The organism is Geopsychrobacter electrodiphilus DSM 16401 (genome assembly GCF_000384395.1).
GTDB classification, from domain to species: Bacteria; Desulfobacterota; Desulfuromonadia; order Desulfuromonadales; family Geopsychrobacteraceae; genus Geopsychrobacter; species Geopsychrobacter electrodiphilus.
Genome location: NZ_ARWE01000001.1, coordinates 2699166 through 2717262 on the forward strand (window position 1 = coordinate 2699166; position 18097 = coordinate 2717262).

Genomic DNA, 18097 nt, shown 5'->3' on the forward strand with positions numbered 1-18097 from the left:
AAAGACTCTGACCCGATTGTGACAACCGGGCCAGAGTCTTTACCGAGGTTCTTTATTTAACGTGGTTAAAGTGTCGCTCCAGATGCCCACTGAGCATCTGTTCGTATTCGGCTTCGCGATCTTCCTGATAAACCAGCGATGAAGCAATCTCACTCGCCAGAATCGCCGCATGATACTTGGGCGGCAACTTGTTGATCCGCTTGCGGTAAGCGGGACTTTCCCGCAGGATACGCGGCAGGTGCGCCAGTAACGCCCTGCGGTAGAGGGGTTTATTCCCCAGCTCGTGATGCTCCTGGAAGTAGTTGAAGAGCCGCGCATAATGCGCATTGATCTCTTTGGAGAGATCCGCCGAGATATCGGTATAGCTGCGGGTACCGCCAAACTCTTCATAACGACGGAAGATCAGGCGCGCTTCGTCGGCGGCCCGCTTTTCAAGAATTTCAAGCACATCACCGACATATTGTTCTTTATTGGCGAAGAACTCTTTTTCGGTCAGCAACAGATTGGCGATAATCTCGTAAGAGGAGGAGATGACCCCGCACTTGTTGGCCGAAGCATCGCGCATGATGATGACCCCCTTGGCCTGTAATTTGTCGCGCGCCTCCGGGGTGATAAATGAGTTGGCCCCTTCGATAATGGCCCGCGCGCTCGGCTTGCCGTTGATCAGAAACTGCTGCCAGTTGCCGGCATGAATCGTTTCAGGACGGCCACCCGCCGGGATAAACAGATCGGCTTTAACCTCGAAAATCAGCTGATTGAAGAGTCGATAAAATTCATCGACCGTGATCCATTCTTCGATCAGCTCCTCCCCTTTGCGCGTGACTTTGCGATAGAGCTCGCGCAGCCCCTCGTGTTTGGTATGGCTGCGGAAGATCATCATCCCGCCATCATGCAGGGCGTTGGGATCGTACTGGTCGATATCCGACTTCAGCACCACCTTCTGCAGTGCCTGATGGTCGGCTCCGGCAGGATCAACCAGAGCACCGGTGCCATCGAGGATCAGGCGAATCTGCACCTTCGGGCAACGATCGAGCAGGATCCGCAGGCCGTTGCCGGCCACATCACCGCCCGGACCGCCAGTAATCTTGACGCTGAAGGGATCTTTGCGCACATCGATACCCAGATGTCTCATGGTGATCTCGGCAAAGGCGATAACGCCGGTCGAGGTCACGCCGTACTCTTTGTGATTGATACCGAACTCCTTGCTCGACATCACACCGGGTCCAAGGATATAGCCGCGTTTTTCTGAAATCCGCGCGATCAGCTCGATCATTTCATCATGCATGTTCTCATCGGGGCCGAGTTCGATCGGCTCATCTTCGCCGTAGTAATCGACCACCCGTGGGTCACGCGCGATCCCTTTATCGGTCACAAAAATATCGAGAAATGCCTGAATAAAACCGTACTGCATCTTGTACAGACGTCGGGTCAAGGTTTCGGGATTGTCAAGATCTGCGGCATCCAGCGCCACCACCATCTTCGAGCCGCCTTCGTAGATATCCTTGTTTTTCAGGTGTTGGGTATGGGCCAGAACATAGTTTTCGCGGAACAGGGTATTGCAGCTGGTGGTAAAATCATCACGGTTTTTTGCCAGCACCGTGCGCCAGCCGCCACGCGCGATATCAGAGAAGCCGATATGATAACCACAACCGTGCCGCCCGAAAAAGAAGGTCACCCGAAAGGGGCGTTCCGGAGGCAAATCGTCGGTAAATTCTACCCCCAGCTCAGTGAGGTACTCCGGATTGAGACGGAAGGCGAGGGCATGCTTTCCAGCGACGAAGAAATTAGTCTTCAGGGTGTTAGTGATAAAGGTCAGGGCACAGCGATAGACCGTGCGGCGGATACTGTCGAGATAGGCATGTCCCGTATTGTAATCATCAATCGACTGAGCAAGAGCCAGCTGCTCGCGCGTGTAGTTTTCGTCGCGGCCGGGGAGATGAGGCTCAAACCGCAGCCGGAAGAGCGCTACCAGCCGCAGCGTCATCTCAAGGTCCGAGATAAAAGCGTTTTCAACCTCCTGGTAGCCGAAGCGGTCCGGCTGATTGTGGGCCAGTGAAGTATGACAGAAGCTGGCGAAGGCATTGGTCAGTGCGGCATCGACACCCGTCATCTTGTCGGTCATCAAAAACCGTTGATAGGTTTCCGACATAGTTGACAGGATCTGGGTATTGAACAGCTCTTCTTCGAGCTGGTTGTAGAGAAAGCCATCCTTAGCCAGTAGCATTTTCCCCTCGCCACGCAGGTAGAAGGTACCGAGAAAGTAGGTATGCAGACCGTTATGAATGGTCAGCAGGTAGGCCCGCTCGATCCCCAGACCGAGACGTTTATAGACCTCCATGATCTGCTCGAGAAAATCGAGCTGCGGCGGGTTTCCGGCAGCGAACAGAATGCGGTACTCAGGTTCATCCTGCGGCTCTCCAGCCGGCTCGGCGTCAAAATAGATCCCGCCGCCCTGCACCGCCTGCTGATACAGCCAGAGGATCTGGGCAACCCGACGCGGGGGGGACACTCGCACATAGCTCTCATTATTGATCCAGAGCAGGCGAATCTCCTTATCAAGACGTGAAAAATCATATTTCGGATAGTGTTCTTTCAGCGCATTTTTGACCTCGCGCTGCAAGCGCTGGGGAATGCGCTGCTCACCGGCGCCCGTAATCTCTTCGGCGGTCCGGCGATCAAACTCAAAGCGCTGCAATTCCAGTTCTTCACTCATCCCCGGAACAGGAGAATAAGAATGAGTGAACTGCGCATAGGAGATTTCGCGCTCCCGCAGCAGACGCAGGGTCTGATAAAGAGAACCCGGCTTATTCAACCGGGCGAGGATCAGGGTTTTGTCGGTGTCACGCAACACCAGGCGCTTATTGCGTTTCAGGTAAGGCAACTGGATCGCGAGTGATCCGATCGCCTCTGCTTCATCATGCATGGTCACCGACAGATAGGCGTGCATCTGCTCCTGTATCCATTGCAGATTGGCGCCCGCGTCCAGACAACGCGCGGTGATCGATTTAGAAACCTGACGGAACCAGCGGCTTTTTTCTGTCTCGGTCATGTAGATATCCTCTTTGATATCGGTGAGTCGGCCATTTCAATGGGGTAAAGGGACAAGCATAACCGGAATTTCGGCGCGACGCATTATCTTTTGTGCCACGCTTCCTAAAAAAGCGTATTCCAATCGACCCTTGCCGTGGGTCCCGATGATCAGCAGATCAGCCTGGCTCTTGCGCGCTTCGCTCAGAATCGTCGACGCCGGTTGCCCTGATAAAACATCTATGGAATCAATCCGTTCCAGATCCTCGGGATGATCGGCCAACTCTTCAGCGGCAAACTCTTTGAGTCGTTTCAGCAGATTGGCTGCAACTTCATCCTTATGGCTGATCTCGGCGGCCGCCAGCTTGTCGGCCCCCATGATAGTCGCGACATAGTTGATCATAGCGGCATCAACTTCAGGCAGCACATGCAGGATGTTGATCCGTGCATCGTTAGCGCGCGCGGCGGCAATAACATGCTTGAACACCGAAGGTGCGCTGACCGACAGATCGGTCGCGTAAAGGATTCTTCTGTAGACTGGAATCATAATGCTTGAACCTCCATGGTTATGCGCCTGCAGTGCCGGTTAATAATTTAGCCGTCTCACGATCGGCACGCGGCTTCTGCAGCAGATAGAGCAATATCCACAACCCGATGCCGATCAGGTAGAGCCAGTGTTTATTCGGTCCCAGGCCCATCGCCTCGGCGAAGAATCCGGGGCGGAACATGATGGCGCTGATGGCGATCAGGATCGGCATCTCGTACCAGCGGTTGCGGGCGATAAAATAACCCTGGGTCAGGGAGGCGAAGGCGAAAGTCCCCAGGCATGTCATGGCAAAGATGACCAGCGCCGTGGTCCAGCTGTTTATATGCCAGAGCAGGATATCGGTGTTGAAGATGAACATAAACGGCAGAATCGCGGCGCGGATATCGTAGTAGAAAGACTGGAAGCCGGTCTTGATCGGATCGGACTTGGCGATGGCCGCTGCGGCATAGGCCGCGAGCCCGACCGGCGGCGTGTCATCCGCAAGGATTCCGAAATAGAAGCAGAACAGGTGCGCCGAGATCAGCGGCACGAAGAAGCCCTGAGCCCCGGCGATATGAACGATGACCGGGGCGGTCAGCGAAGCCATGACAATGTAGGTTGCGGTGGTCGGCAGCCCCATCCCGAGCAGCAGGCTGGCGATGGCGGTGATCACCAGCATGATAAAGATGTTGCCACCGCTCAAACTGGCAATAATCTCGGTGATCATGCCGCCGATCCCCATAGTAACCCCACCGACGATAATCCCGGCGGCGGCACAGGCAGCCGCCACCCCCACCATATTACGTGCTCCGGCGATCATGCCATCGCGGATATCCCGCGCGCCCTGAAAGAAACCCGCGACCACATCCCCGCCTTTGAATTTGGCGCGCACCGCATGCTGGACGAGCATCACCAGAAACAGGGCGAGGGTCGCATGAAAGGCTGAAAGGTCAGGTGAGTGACGCGGAATGATCAGTTCATAAAGGAGAACCCCGACTGGCAGAATAAAGTGCAGCCCGCTGAGCAGGGTTTTGAAGAAGCGCGGCAGATCGGCCTTGGGCAGTCCCATCAGACCGAGCTTACCAGCCTCGATGTGGGTCAGATAGAAGAGCGTGGCGTAAGAAGCAAAGGCCGGAATGGCTGCCGCCTTGCAGACTTCCAGGTAAGGGACGTTGACGTACTCGGCGATGATGAAGGCCGCGGCCCCCATGATCGGCGGCATAATCTGACCGTCGACGGCGGCGGCCACCTCGATCGCGGCGGCCTTCTCGGCCGGGTAACCGACCTTCTTCATCAACGGAATGGTAAAGGTGCCACAGGTCACCACGTTGGCAATTGACGAGCCCGAGATCATACCGGTCAGGCCACTCGACAGCACCGCCGCCTTGGCCGGTCCACCTTTGTAGCGTCCAAGCAGGCTCATGGCCAGATCGATGAAGAAACGCCCGGCGCCGGCACGCTCAAGCAGGGTTCCAAACAGCACAAACAGAAAGACGATGCGCGCCGAGACATCGAGCGGAATACCGTAGATCCCTTCGGTGGTCAGCGCGATCTGTCCGATGAACCGCGTGACGCTAGCCCCCTTGAAGGCCATGAAATCGGGCATATGCGGGGCAAAGAAGAGGTAGCAACTGAAGGCGATGGCGATAGCCGGCAGGGCCACCCCCATGACCCGGCGGGTCGCCTCAAGCAGGATGAGGATCAGCAAACCGCCAATCAGTAGATCGCGGGAGATCGGCAGACCAACCCGGGACGCCAGCCCCTCATAGTCGAAAACAATGTACAGCGCGGCGAGCACCGAGACGACGGCCAGAACCATATCGACGAGCGGAATCTTGTGCTTCTCTCCCATCCAGCGCAGCCCCGGTGTCGCCACGTCACGACGCAGGGCCGGGTAGGAAAGAAAGATCAGCGACAGGGCGAAGGCGAGGTGAATGGCGCGGATATAGGTCGAATCGAGCATCAGCCAACTGGACAGCGAGAGCTGAAACAGGGACCAGCACATAGCGATGGTCGGCACCACCAGGCGCTGCCAGCCACCGGCACGACGCAGGCCAAGCTCTTCTTCCTCAGCGATCTTACGCGCCGCCTCAATCCCATCATCCAATGGTAGATCGGTCACTCCGGACATCTGATATCTCCTTAAATGCGTACAAAAACTCCTCCGTCATTTTGGCAAAAGGCGTCCTTATGGAAGCCTTTTGCCAAAAAAACGGAAAGGTCTCGGAGGCAGGCAGCTGCCTGCCTCCGAGACCGGCAAGTCCCTACATCAGACCAGCTTCCTTATAGTACTTCATGGCACCGGGGTGAATCGGAGCGCTCATCCCTTCAAGCATCTGCTTCTTGGTCAGGTGCGCGTATGCCGGGTGCAGTTTTTTGAAATCTTCGAAGTTCTCAAACACCTCTTTGGTGATCGCATAGACAATATCGTCTGGCACATCGGCGTTGGTAACCAGAGTCGCCTTAACCCCGAAGGTCGGGACGTCGGTCGTATTGGCCACGCCAGGATACATTTCGACAGGGATATCGCCCTTGGCATAATAAGGGAATTTTTTGACCAGCTTGTCAGTGATATCGGCGGGGACTGCAACAAAATTGACCTTGCGCGCGCCGGCGACAGCTTCCTTAACCGAACCGTTGGGATGACCGACAGTATAGAAGAACGCATCAATGCGGCCGTCCTGCAGCATGCCAGCCGACTCAGCGGCCTTCAGGCCCTCGGCCTGGAGATCCTTGTTGTAATCAATGCCGGCAGCTTCGAACAGATCGATAGCGTTTCCACGCTGACCGGAACCGGGGTTGCCGATATTTACGACCTTACCTTTGAGATCGGCGACGGTCTTGATGTTTTTGTCAGCAGCAGCCACGATGGTGACCAGTTCGGGGTGGATCGAGAAAACGGCGCGCAGCTTGGTCTGCGGCTTGCCCTCCCAATCAGCCGTGCCATGATAGGCCTGATACTGACGATCGGACTGAACGATCCCGAACTCCAGGTCTCCGGTCATGACCGCATTGACATTAAAAACCGAACCGCCGGTCGATTCGACTGTGGCGCGCAAATTGTATTCTTTGCGCTTCTGATTCACCATTTTAGCGATAGCGCCGCCGGTCGGATAATAGACGCCGGTTACGCCGCCGGTGCCGATTGTCACATAACGTTGGGCAGCAAAGCCGTTTACCGGGACCATAGTGACGGCAATCGTCAACGCCAGGGCGATGTAAAGCAGGTTTTTCATTTTATCCTCCAAAACTTCCGTTGTTGTGACGGCTCACGAAATGTGCCCGCCGGGGATGTCTCAATTCAGAACATTGGTTTAGCAATTCGGGTGCCAGATCAAGAAAACTCCTTAACCTATTGTTTTTAAAGCGATATTACGAAGAGTATTGAAAATCTAAAGAACAAGGGGGGTATAGCCAGGGTTATAGGAGCAAGAGCAAACGGAGGCGCCTCGAGCCTGGGGAGTCAGAATTGCCGAGAGATGGGAAGAAACAGGGTTATGATTTTGACGGTATAACCAGGGTTATTGCTATAGCCCTGGTTATACCCCTTTGTCGTCGGGTTGACGTCGGAGTTTGAGACGTTTGCTGAGGGCTGGCTGGGAGATCCCCAGAAGTCGGGCCGCGAGAGACTGATTATCTCTGGCCCGCAGCAAAGCGGCATCCACCAACAGTTCGGTCGCGACCGAAAGCGTTGGCAGTTCGTGCAGATCCGTAAACGGGTTGTCCGTCGCCAGGATCAACTGTTCCCGTGTGGTACCGGTCCGTTCAACAAAAGTCTGCATCGACAACACGCCACCGCGATGCCGACTGACCGCATCCTGCACCATGGTCTGCAGTTCACGAATATTCCCCGGGAAGCTGTAGCTGCCGAGCAGGGCGCTCAGTTCACGGGGTGGGGTCGGTACCGATTTATCGAGCTCCGCAGCAGCAAGTTCCAAAAAATGCTCAAGCAGCAGTGCGATGTCCTCGCGCCGTTCGCGCAGCGGTGGAATCCGCACCTGGTGGGCGTGCAGACGATAATAGAGGTCATTGCGGAAATTTCCTGCGGCAACCGCCGCCGCCAGATCCTGATGAGTCGCGCAGATGACCCGCGCCTGAATATGCTGTGGGGTATCGCTGCCGAGGGGATAATATTCCCCCTCTTGCAGCAGACGCAATAATTTGACCTGACTCGCGGCCGACAGATCACCGATCTCGTCCAGAAACAGGGTCCCACCAGTCGCCTGTTCGATCATGCCACGTCGGTCGCGCTCGGCGCCGGTAAAGGCCCCCTTACGATGCCCAAACAGGGTGTCGGCGAAGACGTTGTCATCGAGTCCGGCCACATTGACACTGACCAGTAGCCCCCCGGGTTGCGCCAGCCTGTGGGCAACGCGGGCGATCAGTTCTTTACCGACGCCACTCTCCCCAAGAATCAAGAGCGGGTGACGCGAGGCGGCGATCGACTCAAGATAAGTAAAGACCGAAATCATCCGCGGATCACGCGTGATGATTTCGCTGAAAATTTCAGGATGCTCCAGCTTGGGTGCCAGCAAACGCCGACGAATTTCATGGTTTTCACGCTGCAGTTCGACCATCCGCACGGCACGTCTAACCCCGTCAAGTAGACGGTCCTCTTCAACAGTCTTGACGAAATAATCAAACGCCCCCTGCCGCATGCAGCCGACTGCAGTTTCCAGCTGGTTCATCCCCGAAAGGATTATGACCTGGGTCGCCGGGAAATCGCGCTTGATCAACTGCAGCAGTTCCTCCCCTCCCAGGTGTGGCATGGTCAGATCAAGCAGCACCACCCCGACATCATGCTGAGCCAGCAGTTTCATCACCTGACGACTGTCATCACACTGCATCAGATTTTCGAATCCACCGGGGCCTTCGAGGGTCATCCCCAGGCTGCGCAGCCAGGGGAGCTCATCATCGACCATTAAAATCTTAAAGGCGGGATATTTGTCAGTGGTCAAGAGGATTCTCCTTGTGCGGGCAGCAGCAGCAGGACAGAGGTGCCATGGCCCACAATCGAGGTAAATTCAAGCCGGCCGCCATGGTCCTGAACGATTCCGGCAGAAACAGAAAGTCCCAATCCGGTCCCGCCCTCTTCACGTCTGGTGGTAAAGAACGGATCGGTTAATTTCGGCAGGTGTGCCGCAGCAATCCCGCAACCCTGATCACGCACCTCGAGGAACAACCAGCCATCAGCCTGCACCCCCGTACGCAGCTCAATCGCCTCATCCCGGCTTTTCAGGGCATGACAGGCATTGAGCAGCAGATTGACCAGAACCTGTTCAATCCGTTGGGCATTGCCGCGAAAACGCGGCATATCCGGGGTCAACTCCGCCCGGAAATGATCGGTCGCCTGCTTCAATGAGTTATCGACCAGGCGGAGCGCCGTCTCTGCCACCTGGCTCAAGTCGACCGCCTCATCCAGTTCGGCGCTGTCCTGGCGGGTAAAGTCCTTGAGATCTTCAACAATCCGTTTGATGCGGCTGGCCCCCTGCTGCATCTCTTCGAGCATCTGCGGGATCTCATGGCGCATGCGTGAAAAGTTAAGCCAGCCGAGCTTGAAGTCACCCTGGAGTCGATAATGCTCCTGCAGCAGACGCAGGGCATCATCCCAGGATTTTTTAAGCAGGGGCAGATTGAGCAGAATCAGGCCGTTCGGGTTATTGATTTCATGTGCCACCCCCGAGGTCAGAATCCCCAGCGAAGAGAGTTTGTCCGCCTGGATCAGCTGTTGCTGCCGGACCTCAAGCTCACGAAATGCCTGACGATTTTTAGCGACTTCCTGTTCAAGATCCAAGGTACGCAGAGCAACCTGCCTTTTCAGGGTCCGCGACCAGAAGACAGTCAACCCCAAAATCAGCAATAAAGGCAGCAAGACAATGGCCCCGATTTGAACAATCTGGCTGAGAGCGATTCCTGGGCGGGGTAAAACTCCGAGCCATTTTTCATAGATCGGACGGTAACGACCAGATTTGTTGAGCAGCACCAGCCCCTCATTGAAGCGTGCCAGCAGGTCGACATTCCCTTTTTTGACCGCGTAACCGTAATCCTGCGCCACCAACGGCTTGGCGATCGGGGTGATATTATCTAACCCGTCCTTTTGAATCAGGTATTCACCCGGCAGCTTGGCAACCAGGGCGGCATCAGCGACTCCTGCAGAGAGGCTGCGCAGGGCGTCTTCCAGGGTTGCAACCAGGCGCAGACGCACCTTCAGTTTCGGGCGCTGCAGAATGTAGTCGTGCATCACGGAGCCACGCATGACGATCACCTCATGCCCGGCCAGATCCTGTAAACTTCTGACGGTCGAACCTTTGCGGATCCAGATCGACTGATGGACCTTGGCGTGGGGTGTCGAAAAATCGACCTCCCGGGTCCGCTCACGTGTCCAGGCCATGCCCTGCAGAATATCAATTTTGCCTGAGGCCAGCCCCTGACGCATCTCCCCCCAGGGGCCGAGACGAATTTCGAGATCCATCCCCATCACCTCGGCGATGGCGCGCGTTAATTCAACATTGAAACCGGCCGGCTGGCCATCGGCATCGAGGAATTCGTAGGGCGGGTAGTTCCGGTCGCCGCCGACCACAATCGTCCGGTCGGCGGCACCATTATCTTCAGCCAGGACGGCTGTCGCTGCCAGAAGGCAGAACAGCAGCGCCGCGAGCCATCTAGAAATCTGCATGACCCGGAGTCCGCGGGAAGGGAATGACGTCGCGGATATTCTCCATCCCGGTCAGGTACATCAGCAGCCGCTCGAAACCCAGGCCGAAGCCGGCATGGGCACAGCTTCCCCAGCGGCGGATATCGAGATACCAGTCGAGGTCTCCTGCGGCGATCCCCTGGGCGGCCATCTTCTGCTGCAGGCGGTCGAGACGCTCTTCACGCTGACTTCCGCCGATAATCTCGCCGACGCGCGGCACCAGCAGATCCATCGCCGCGACGGTCTTGCCGTCGTCGTTATCGCGCATGTAAAACGCCTTGATCCCCTTGGGGTAATCGGTGACAAACACCGGCCCGCCGTAGATCTTTTCGGTCAGATACCGCTCATGCTCCGATTGCAGATCGTTCCCCCAGACCACCGGAAATTCAAAGCTCTGCCCTGAATTCTGCAATTGACTGACCGCCGCGGTGTAGCTGACGCGATGGAATTCAGCCTTATACAGGCTCTGCAGTTTGTCGATCAGGCCCTTTTCGATGCGCTGATCGAAGAAGTCGAGATCTTCACGGCAATGCTCCAGCGCATAGCCAACCATGTAACGCAGAAAGTCCTCGGCCAGATCGCAGTTGCCAGTCAGATCACAAAAGGCCCTTTCGGGCTCGATCATCCAAAACTCGGCGGCGTGACGGCTGGTGTTGGAATTTTCGGCACGAAAGGTCGGACCGAAGGTATAGATATCGGAGAAGGCGGTGGCAAAGAGCTCCCCCTGCAGCTGGCCGCTGACGGTTAAGCCGGTGCGCGCGCCAAAGAAGTCACGCGACCAGTCAACCTGTCCCGCTTTGTGTGGCGGATTTTGCGGGTCAAGAGTCGTCACCCGGAACATCTCCCCTGCCCCCTCGCAATCGTTGGCAGTGATGATCGGGGTGTGGACATTGACAAAGTTGCGTTGCTGAAAATATTGGTGCACCGCAAAAGCGAGGGCACTGCGCATGCGAAAAACGGCGCCGAAACTGTTCGAGCGTGGGCGCAGGTGGGCGATACTGCGTAAAAACTCGAAGCTGTGACGCTTCTTCTGCAGCGGGAAACTCTCATCAACGCCGCCCAGCAGCTCGAGGGCGGTGACCGTCAACTCCCAGTCCTGTCCCTCCGCCGGAGAGGCGATCAGATCACCGATCACGCTCAAACAGGCGCCGGTGCCAAGTCCGGGCGGGAGAGTCTCCAGCAGCTGCGGGTCAACCACCAGTTGCAGGGTCGCAAAACAGCTGCCGTCATTCAGCGCGATAAAAGAAACCTCTTTCCCGCTCCGCACTGAACGGACCCAGCCACACACCTTCGTCTGGGTCTGCGGTTGATTTGCCGCCAGAATATTTTTTATGGGAATCCTTGTTTGCATCATCTTCTCCGTTGTTGGGAGTTGTAGCCCTTGTAAAAAGGCCCCAGCATCTCTGCCGGGGCCTTTTTCGTGGTCTTTTTATATTCTGTGGCTACTTGATATCACTGTCCGGGACAATCAGCATCTCAACCCGGCGATTCAACTGGCGACCCGCCTCGGTATCGTTGGTCGCACGCGGCTCAGACTCGCCGCGGCCACTGGTGATGATCCGGGAGGCGGCAACCCCACGTCCTTCCAGGACATGGCCTACAGCCATGGCACGCTTCTCGGAGAGCTGCTGGTTATAAACCTCGGAACCGACATTATCGGTATGACCGATGATTTTGATGCTGGTCCGCGGATAGCGGGTGAGAATATCGGCAACCTTGTCGAGGCTCCGCTCGAAGGCGGGTTGCAGGCGTGACGAATTAAAATCGAAAGAGACTTCAGAATTCATGGTAATTTTCAAATTTTCATTCTGTAAGCGTTCGACTTCAATCTGGTTGGCCGCACGCTCTGCGGACAGTGCCTGTTCGAACTCGGCTTGCTGTTTATCCATGTAATAGCCGGCGCCAGCCCCCAGGGCACCACCAGCAGCGCCGCCGATCAGTGCGCCCTTGAGCGCGCCGCCTGAATGATCCGCCTGATAACCGATGAACGCCCCGGCCAAAGCCCCAACGGCGGCGCCGATGCCAGCCTTCTGCTTGGTGTTTTTATTCGGGTCGTTGGGTTGGATACAACCAGCAAGGATCAGGGTCAAAAGAGAAAAGGCAATCAGGACTTGTTTCTGGATTTTCATTTTATCTCCTCGAATATTTCTGTATCTGCATGAAACCACGGTCAAGAAAGTCTAGCATAAATTGACCCTGTAAAAACACGTCCATCAGCTATGTTCACGGGCCTTCAAAAAATCTATCCCGGGCCACTCTTCCATAGTATGTCCAAGTCGCCACTCACTGGCGGCGAGGTAAGTCAGATGTCCTTCGGCGTCCTCGGAGAGATCATTTAGATGTTTCTTCTGAAAATCGGCGAGGCGCTTCTTGTCGCTCGACTGAATCCAGCGTGCGGTGGTGTAATTGACCCCTTCATAGACAGCGTTGACATTGTATTCCGACTTCAGGCGCTCCATCGTAACCTCAAACTGCAGCACTCCGACCGCCCCCAGAATAAATTCTGAACCGGACAGGGGTTTAAACACCTGCACCGCCCCCTCTTCAGCGAGCTGAAAGAGACCCTTCTGCAGCTGTTTGGACTTGAGGGGATCCTTCAGCCGCACCCGGCGGAAATGCTCCGGGGCAAAATTGGGGATGCCGGTAAATTTCAACTCTTCCTTGGGGGTGAAGGTGTCACCGATCTTGATCGTGCCGTGGTTATGCAGCCCGATGATATCCCCGGGGTAGGCCTCCTCGACGTTGGCGCGGTCCTGGGCCATGAAGATGGTGGCGTTGCCGAGCGCAACCTCCTTGCCGATCCGGTGATGCCGGACCTTCATACCGCGGGTAAACTTGCCGCTGCAAATGCGTAAAAAGGCGATCCGGTCGCGGTGCGCCGGGTCCATATTCGCCTGAATCTTAAACACGAATCCGGAAAAATCCTCTTCACTCGGCTCAACCATGCGAGTCGTGGTCATGCGCGGTCCTGGCGCCGGAGCCAGTTCACAGAAGGCGTCAAGCATCTCTTCTACCCCGAAGTTATTGATCGCACTGCCGAAAAAAACCGGGCTCTGGCTGGCTTTCAAATATTCGTCACGATTTAAGGGGGTGGCCGCACCTTTCAGCAGTTCGATATCTTCACGCAACTCATCGGCCTGCCGGCCGAGCAGTTCATCCAGGCGCGGATCGTTGAGGTCGGCAATCTTGATCCGTTCTTCGCTGCGTCCCGAACCGGGGTTAAACAGATTGAGCTCATTACGATAGAGATTGTATACCCCCTTGAAGCGTCTCCCCATGCCGATTGGCCAGGAGAGCGGCGAGCACTCAATCTGCAGCTTATCTTCAATATCAGCCAGCAGGTCGAGGGGTGCCAGACCTTCACGATCCAGCTTGTTGATGAAGGTCAGCACCGGGGTATTACGCATGCGGCAGACCTCCATCAGCTTTTCGGTCTGCGGCTCAACCCCCTTACCGCTGTCGATCACCATCAGCGCCGAGTCGACCGCCGTCAACACCCGATAGGTATCCTCGGAAAAATCCTGGTGGCCTGGCGTATCAAGCAGGTTGATCTCATAGTCGTGATGATTGAACTTCATCACACTGGTGGTGACCGAGATGCCGCGCTCTTTTTCGATACTCATCCAGTCACTGGTGGCATGCCGGCTGGTCTTGCGCGACTTGACCGCGCCGGCCATCTGGATGGCGCCGCCGAAGAGCAGCAGCTTTTCGGTCAGGGTAGTCTTTCCCGCATCGGGGTGACTGATAATGCCGAAGGTACGACGCTTGGCGATCTCTTTGAGCAGCCTGTGACTCAAGGGACTGATCCTTATCTGCAATATTAAGAAAAATAAAAAATAATCGGCCCGACAACACTGTCGAGCCGATCATTATAGCTGAAATTACGGGGAGACTGAACTCCCTATTTTAATCTGCCGCCTGAATTATCACCCGTTGCACCCTCAATCCTCCCGCTCGGACAAAAGCCTGGAAGAGCGACGGAGGCGATAAGTCCGGTGATGTCATCGATAGGCAGTGATTGTTGGGTGCAGGGTGTCAATCGCAACGCTGACCGGAATTGCCGCAGCATTTTCATTGCGTGCCGCATCGGTAAACTTGGCGGCGTTAACCGTTATAGAGCCACGTCCCACAAAATTTTTCGCCGCGGTAAAGGTCGCGTGGTAGTGGGTGGCATCATCCTTCACCAGAGAACCGATGACGCCATTTGCGACGCTGATGTCACTCTCGGAAAAATCGACCGGAGCTTCACTGAAGATGAAGTTTACGATGGAGCTGTAGGTCCCGTTTGCGACTGAGATGTCAGTCGTCGCGAAATCGACCGACGCACTCCCCAGAGCGGTGGGGTTGATATTGATCGCAACGGTGGGACGCAGACTGTCGATGCTGTAAGGGTTTGAATAGGTAATTCCGCTGCCAGGATTACTCACGGCATTAATAACGCCGGAATTGTCCAGGGCAATAACGTTATTAGCCGCTTCCACGCCAGGCGTGGGTGTCAGAATCGCCGTCCAGGTCAGGCCGCGATCGGTCGTTTTGACCTCTGACAACGTGCCGTTGGTAACGGTCAGGTCGCTCTTTTCCAGGCCGCCGACTGCCGTATTGAAGGAGATGGTCACCAGGGAGGTTTCTCCCGTCGTCAGGAAGGAATCGGCAACAATGACGCTGGTAGTCGTTTCATCGACCGTGATTGATTCGCCCCTCTCGTAACCCTTTTTCAGCATACAGAAGTTGAAAACCTTCTTGCGCTGGAAATAATCCTTCATGTCAGCCATGGGATAATTATGCACCGGGCTCATATTGATAAAGCCGAACCGGTCGGCCACAGCCGCACACTCGCCAAGATCCACCGTGAGATCGGCCTTACCAGTTTTGGGGTGGGTATAGATCTGCTCAGGAGGCCTGGCACAACCGACCAGGGCCAACATGACCAGCAGCAACAGCAGAGATTTCATCTTCAATTTTCCACTCCTCTTACGCAGGCTAAAAACGATAGCCCTTCTCCTGCATACACATGAGAAACAAATAATTTTGACGTCGCCGGTCGGGTTGATTCTGGGCTTTGTTCCCCAACAGCGGGGCGAGACTTATCACCCCGAAGCGTTCGGCATACGCAAGACAACGCGCCCGATCCGCTGCCAAATCAGGCGATCCGGGCGGCAATACCCGGGGTACGCGCAGCACAGGTGACGCACAACCGGCTCCAAACAGCAGCAAACTCATCAGAAAAAATCGCACCACCATGATTCAGCGCTCCATCGTCACGCCCTACGCAAGCAGATATCATGCCTCAAAATATTTTGACTCTTTTCTCCTGCAACCACGGCGTCAGCGGCAACATACATTCAGACGCTCCGTGATGAATCCCGTCATTTGAACGGTACTGGCGCGAAATCCCCAACCTCCTTGAGCAAAAAGTTCGATCTTGACCCTCGGCGGGTCAAACGATTAAGGTGCTGGGGAATTTAATCAAAATACTTCCGGGAGAAACGAAACATGGCCGTTTTTGAAGTGAACCATCCGCTGGTTAAACACAAACTGGGACTGATGCGACATGCCGATATCAGCACCAAGGCGTTTCGTGAACTGGCCTCTGAGGTCGCACGCCTGTTGACCTATGAGGCGACCAAGGATCTCGAAACCGAGAAGGAGATAATTGAAGCCTGGAGCGGCCCAGTCGAAGTTGATCGCATTAAGGGGAAAAAAATCACCGTAGTGCCGATTTTACGAGCCGGTCTGGGGATGATGGATGGCGTCCTCGACCTGATTCCCAGCGCCAAGGTCAGCGTCGTCGGTCTCTACCGCAACGAAGAGACCCTGGAACCGGTCACCTACTTCGAAAAAATGGCCAGTGACATGGAGAATCGGACCGCCCTCATCCTTGATCCGATGCTGGCAACCGGAGGCTCGCTGGATGCCTGCATCTGCATGCTCAAGCAGCATGGCTGCACCAGCATCCGCGGTATTTTTCTGGTTGCGGTCCCGGAGGGTATCGAACGGGTCACCAAAGCACACCCCGACGTCGACATCTATGTCGCCTCCATCGATGAGCGCCTCAATGAAAATGGTTACATCCTGCCCGGTCTGGGTGATGCCGGCGACAAGATCTTCGGCACCAAGTAGCCAGCCCGGCCAGAGAACGTCTTCACCGACAAAAGCCAATAACAGTGCATGTTATTGGCTTTTATCGTCAGACCTCAGTGCCTCGCAGTCTGTTGATGTGAACGGGCGCTGTTTCTGGCCACAACAGGCGATCCAGAGAAGCAGGTGAACTGCTTGCTCCTCCGGTTGATTTCTTCGGATACACTTCACCGCTTGCGCCAGGATGATTTCAATTTTTACTCGCACGGCATGAAGTTTGTCCGACCTGCTCTTTACAGGCTATTTTTAAGCGTTTAACCTGGTTCTCACGGTTCTCATCACTAAAAAAACATGATAGAAATATCCTTTATTTCACCCAACCCAAAGGATCACACCCAAATGAACTATCCCGGCATCGGGCTACAAGTCCCCCAGATTCTACTCCCTGAAAAGGGGAAAGACATGCACCACTGGGCGGTCATCGCCTGCGATCAGTACTCTTCGGATGAAGACTACTGGCAACGGCTGGCGGTTGAAACCGCAGGCGTCCCCTCGACCCTGAGGCTGGTGTTTCCGGAAGTCTACCTGGAAGCGCCGGACGGTGCGTCACGAATCAGGGAGATCAATCAGACCATGGAGCACTACCTGGCCTCTGGCGTACTGATTGAGCAGCCCGCCGGTTTTATTCTGGTCGACCGCAAAACCTCCGAGGTCGAATCGCGCAAGGGGTTGATGGTAGCTCTCGATCTGGAACAGTACGATTACAACAAGGGCGCCACCTCACTGATCCGCGCCACCGAAGGAACGATTCTGGATCGGCTGCCGCCGCGGATCAAGGTACGCGAAAACGCCCCGATTGAACTGCCGCATATCATGGTGCTGATCGACGATCCGAACCGGACCGTAATTGAACCGCTGTTCAACACCCATCCCGAGCCGCTTTACGATTTTGAGCTGATCGCCAATGGCGGTCATATCAAAGGGTATCGAATCGATCAGCCTGCTCAGATTGAGCAGGTGGTTGAGGCCTTGACCCACCTGGCCGATCCGCAGAGCTACCGTTCACGTTACCAGGTAGAGAGCGAGGTCATGCTCTACGCCATGGGGGACGGTAATCACAGCTTTGCAACAGCCAAGGCGATCTGGGAAAACCTGAAAGCGCAGGCGACCGACCAGCAGGAGATTATGACTCATCCGGCCCGCTACGCGCTGGTCGAACTGGTCAACCTGCACGATCCGGGGCTGGAATTTGAAGCGATCCACCGGGTACTGTTCAATATCAACCCGGCGCATCTGCTGCAGGAAATGGAGCTCTGGTTCAACGGTCACGGCGAGCAATTCACCTATACCCCCTGCCAGACCCTGGCAGCGGCTCAGGCGCTGGCCGAAGCGGCCCATGAAGGTCAGGGCTTCTGCTGCATTCTGGCCGGACGATTCGGTTATTGCCATCTCAAAGCCCCGCAACTGAGCCTGGATGTCGCAAGTCTCCAGACCTTTCTGGATGACTATCTGACAAACCAGCCTCCCACCCGGATTGACTATATTCATGGCGAAGAGGCTGTAAGCTGTCTCGGCAAACATGCCAACAACGCCGGGTTCTATCTCCCCGCGATCTCGAAAGACAATTTCTTCCGCACCATCATTATCGACGGCGCCCTGCCGCGCAAAACTTTTTCGATGGGGGAAGCTGACGAGAAGCGATTCTATCTCGAATGCCGGCGCATTCGTTAAGTTGAGCCGCTTGGCCCTGAAAATGAAGGGCATTCCCAGTT

At 55.6% G+C, this 18097-nt stretch carries 13 protein-coding genes; 2 read left to right on the top strand and 11 right to left on the bottom strand.

Features of this window, described 5'->3' with window-relative positions; all coding sequences use genetic code 11:
* Positions 1–52: 52 nt before the first annotated feature.
* From D888_RS0112890 to D888_RS0112940, 11 genes are all read right to left on the bottom strand, one after another.
* On the bottom strand, positions 53–3049 hold the full coding sequence (locus D888_RS0112890) for an NAD-glutamate dehydrogenase domain-containing protein (protein ID WP_020676971.1): 2997 nt from the start codon (positions 3047–3049) through the stop codon (positions 53–55).
* 36 nt (positions 3050–3085) lie between these two features.
* On the bottom strand, positions 3086–3574 hold the full coding sequence (locus D888_RS0112895) for a universal stress protein (protein ID WP_020676972.1): 489 nt from the start codon (positions 3572–3574) through the stop codon (positions 3086–3088).
* Between the two features lie 19 nt (positions 3575–3593).
* Positions 3594–5684 carry a TRAP transporter permease gene (locus D888_RS0112900; RefSeq protein WP_020676973.1) on the bottom strand — a complete coding sequence of 697 codons (2091 nt, stop codon included), beginning with the start codon at positions 5682–5684 and terminating at the stop codon, positions 3594–3596.
* A 133-nt stretch (positions 5685–5817) separates the two neighbouring features.
* The gene (locus tag D888_RS0112905) at positions 5818–6789 is read right to left on the bottom strand and encodes a TAXI family TRAP transporter solute-binding subunit (protein WP_020676974.1); all 972 of its coding nucleotides are present in this window, start codon (positions 6787–6789) and stop codon (positions 5818–5820) included.
* A gap of 303 nt (positions 6790–7092) precedes the next feature.
* Positions 7093–8511, bottom strand: coding sequence for a sigma-54-dependent transcriptional regulator (locus D888_RS0112910; protein ID WP_020676975.1), 1419 nt, complete (start codon positions 8509–8511; stop codon positions 7093–7095).
* Entirely contained in the window at positions 8508–10229 is a 1722-nt protein-coding gene (locus tag D888_RS0112915; protein WP_020676976.1) for a transporter substrate-binding domain-containing protein, read from the bottom strand. Before D888_RS0112915 ends, D888_RS0112910 begins: the two co-directional genes overlap by 4 nt.
* Positions 10216–11598, bottom strand: coding sequence for an asparagine--tRNA ligase (gene asnS / locus D888_RS0112920; RefSeq protein WP_020676977.1), 1383 nt, complete (start codon positions 11596–11598; stop codon positions 10216–10218). Before asnS ends, D888_RS0112915 begins: the two co-directional genes overlap by 14 nt.
* Positions 11599–11689: 91 nt before the next feature.
* Positions 11690–12376, bottom strand: coding sequence for a YiaD family glycine zipper/OmpA-like lipoprotein (locus tag D888_RS0112925; protein ID WP_020676978.1), 687 nt, complete (start codon positions 12374–12376; stop codon positions 11690–11692).
* Positions 12377–12460: 84 nt separating this feature from the next.
* Entirely contained in the window at positions 12461–14044 is a 1584-nt protein-coding gene (locus D888_RS0112930; RefSeq protein ID WP_020676979.1) for a peptide chain release factor 3, read from the bottom strand.
* Between the two features lie 204 nt (positions 14045–14248).
* Positions 14249–15199 carry an Ig-like domain-containing protein gene (locus tag D888_RS0112935; protein WP_245555045.1) on the bottom strand — a complete coding sequence of 317 codons (951 nt, stop codon included), beginning with the start codon at positions 15197–15199 and terminating at the stop codon, positions 14249–14251.
* A 28-nt stretch (positions 15200–15227) separates the two neighbouring features.
* Positions 15228–15488 carry a hypothetical protein gene (locus tag D888_RS0112940; RefSeq protein WP_020676981.1) on the bottom strand — a complete coding sequence of 87 codons (261 nt, stop codon included), beginning with the start codon at positions 15486–15488 and terminating at the stop codon, positions 15228–15230.
* A gap of 252 nt (positions 15489–15740) precedes the next feature.
* Between D888_RS0112940 and upp the strand changes: the two genes are divergently transcribed.
* A complete protein-coding gene (gene upp / locus D888_RS0112945) occupies positions 15741–16367 on the top strand; it encodes a uracil phosphoribosyltransferase (protein ID WP_020676982.1) in 627 nt (208 codons plus the stop codon).
* A 357-nt stretch (positions 16368–16724) separates the two neighbouring features.
* The gene (locus D888_RS0112950) at positions 16725–18056 is read left to right on the top strand and encodes a DUF1015 domain-containing protein (RefSeq protein WP_020676983.1); all 1332 of its coding nucleotides are present in this window, start codon (positions 16725–16727) and stop codon (positions 18054–18056) included.
* The last annotated feature ends 41 nt before the right edge of the window (positions 18057–18097 follow it).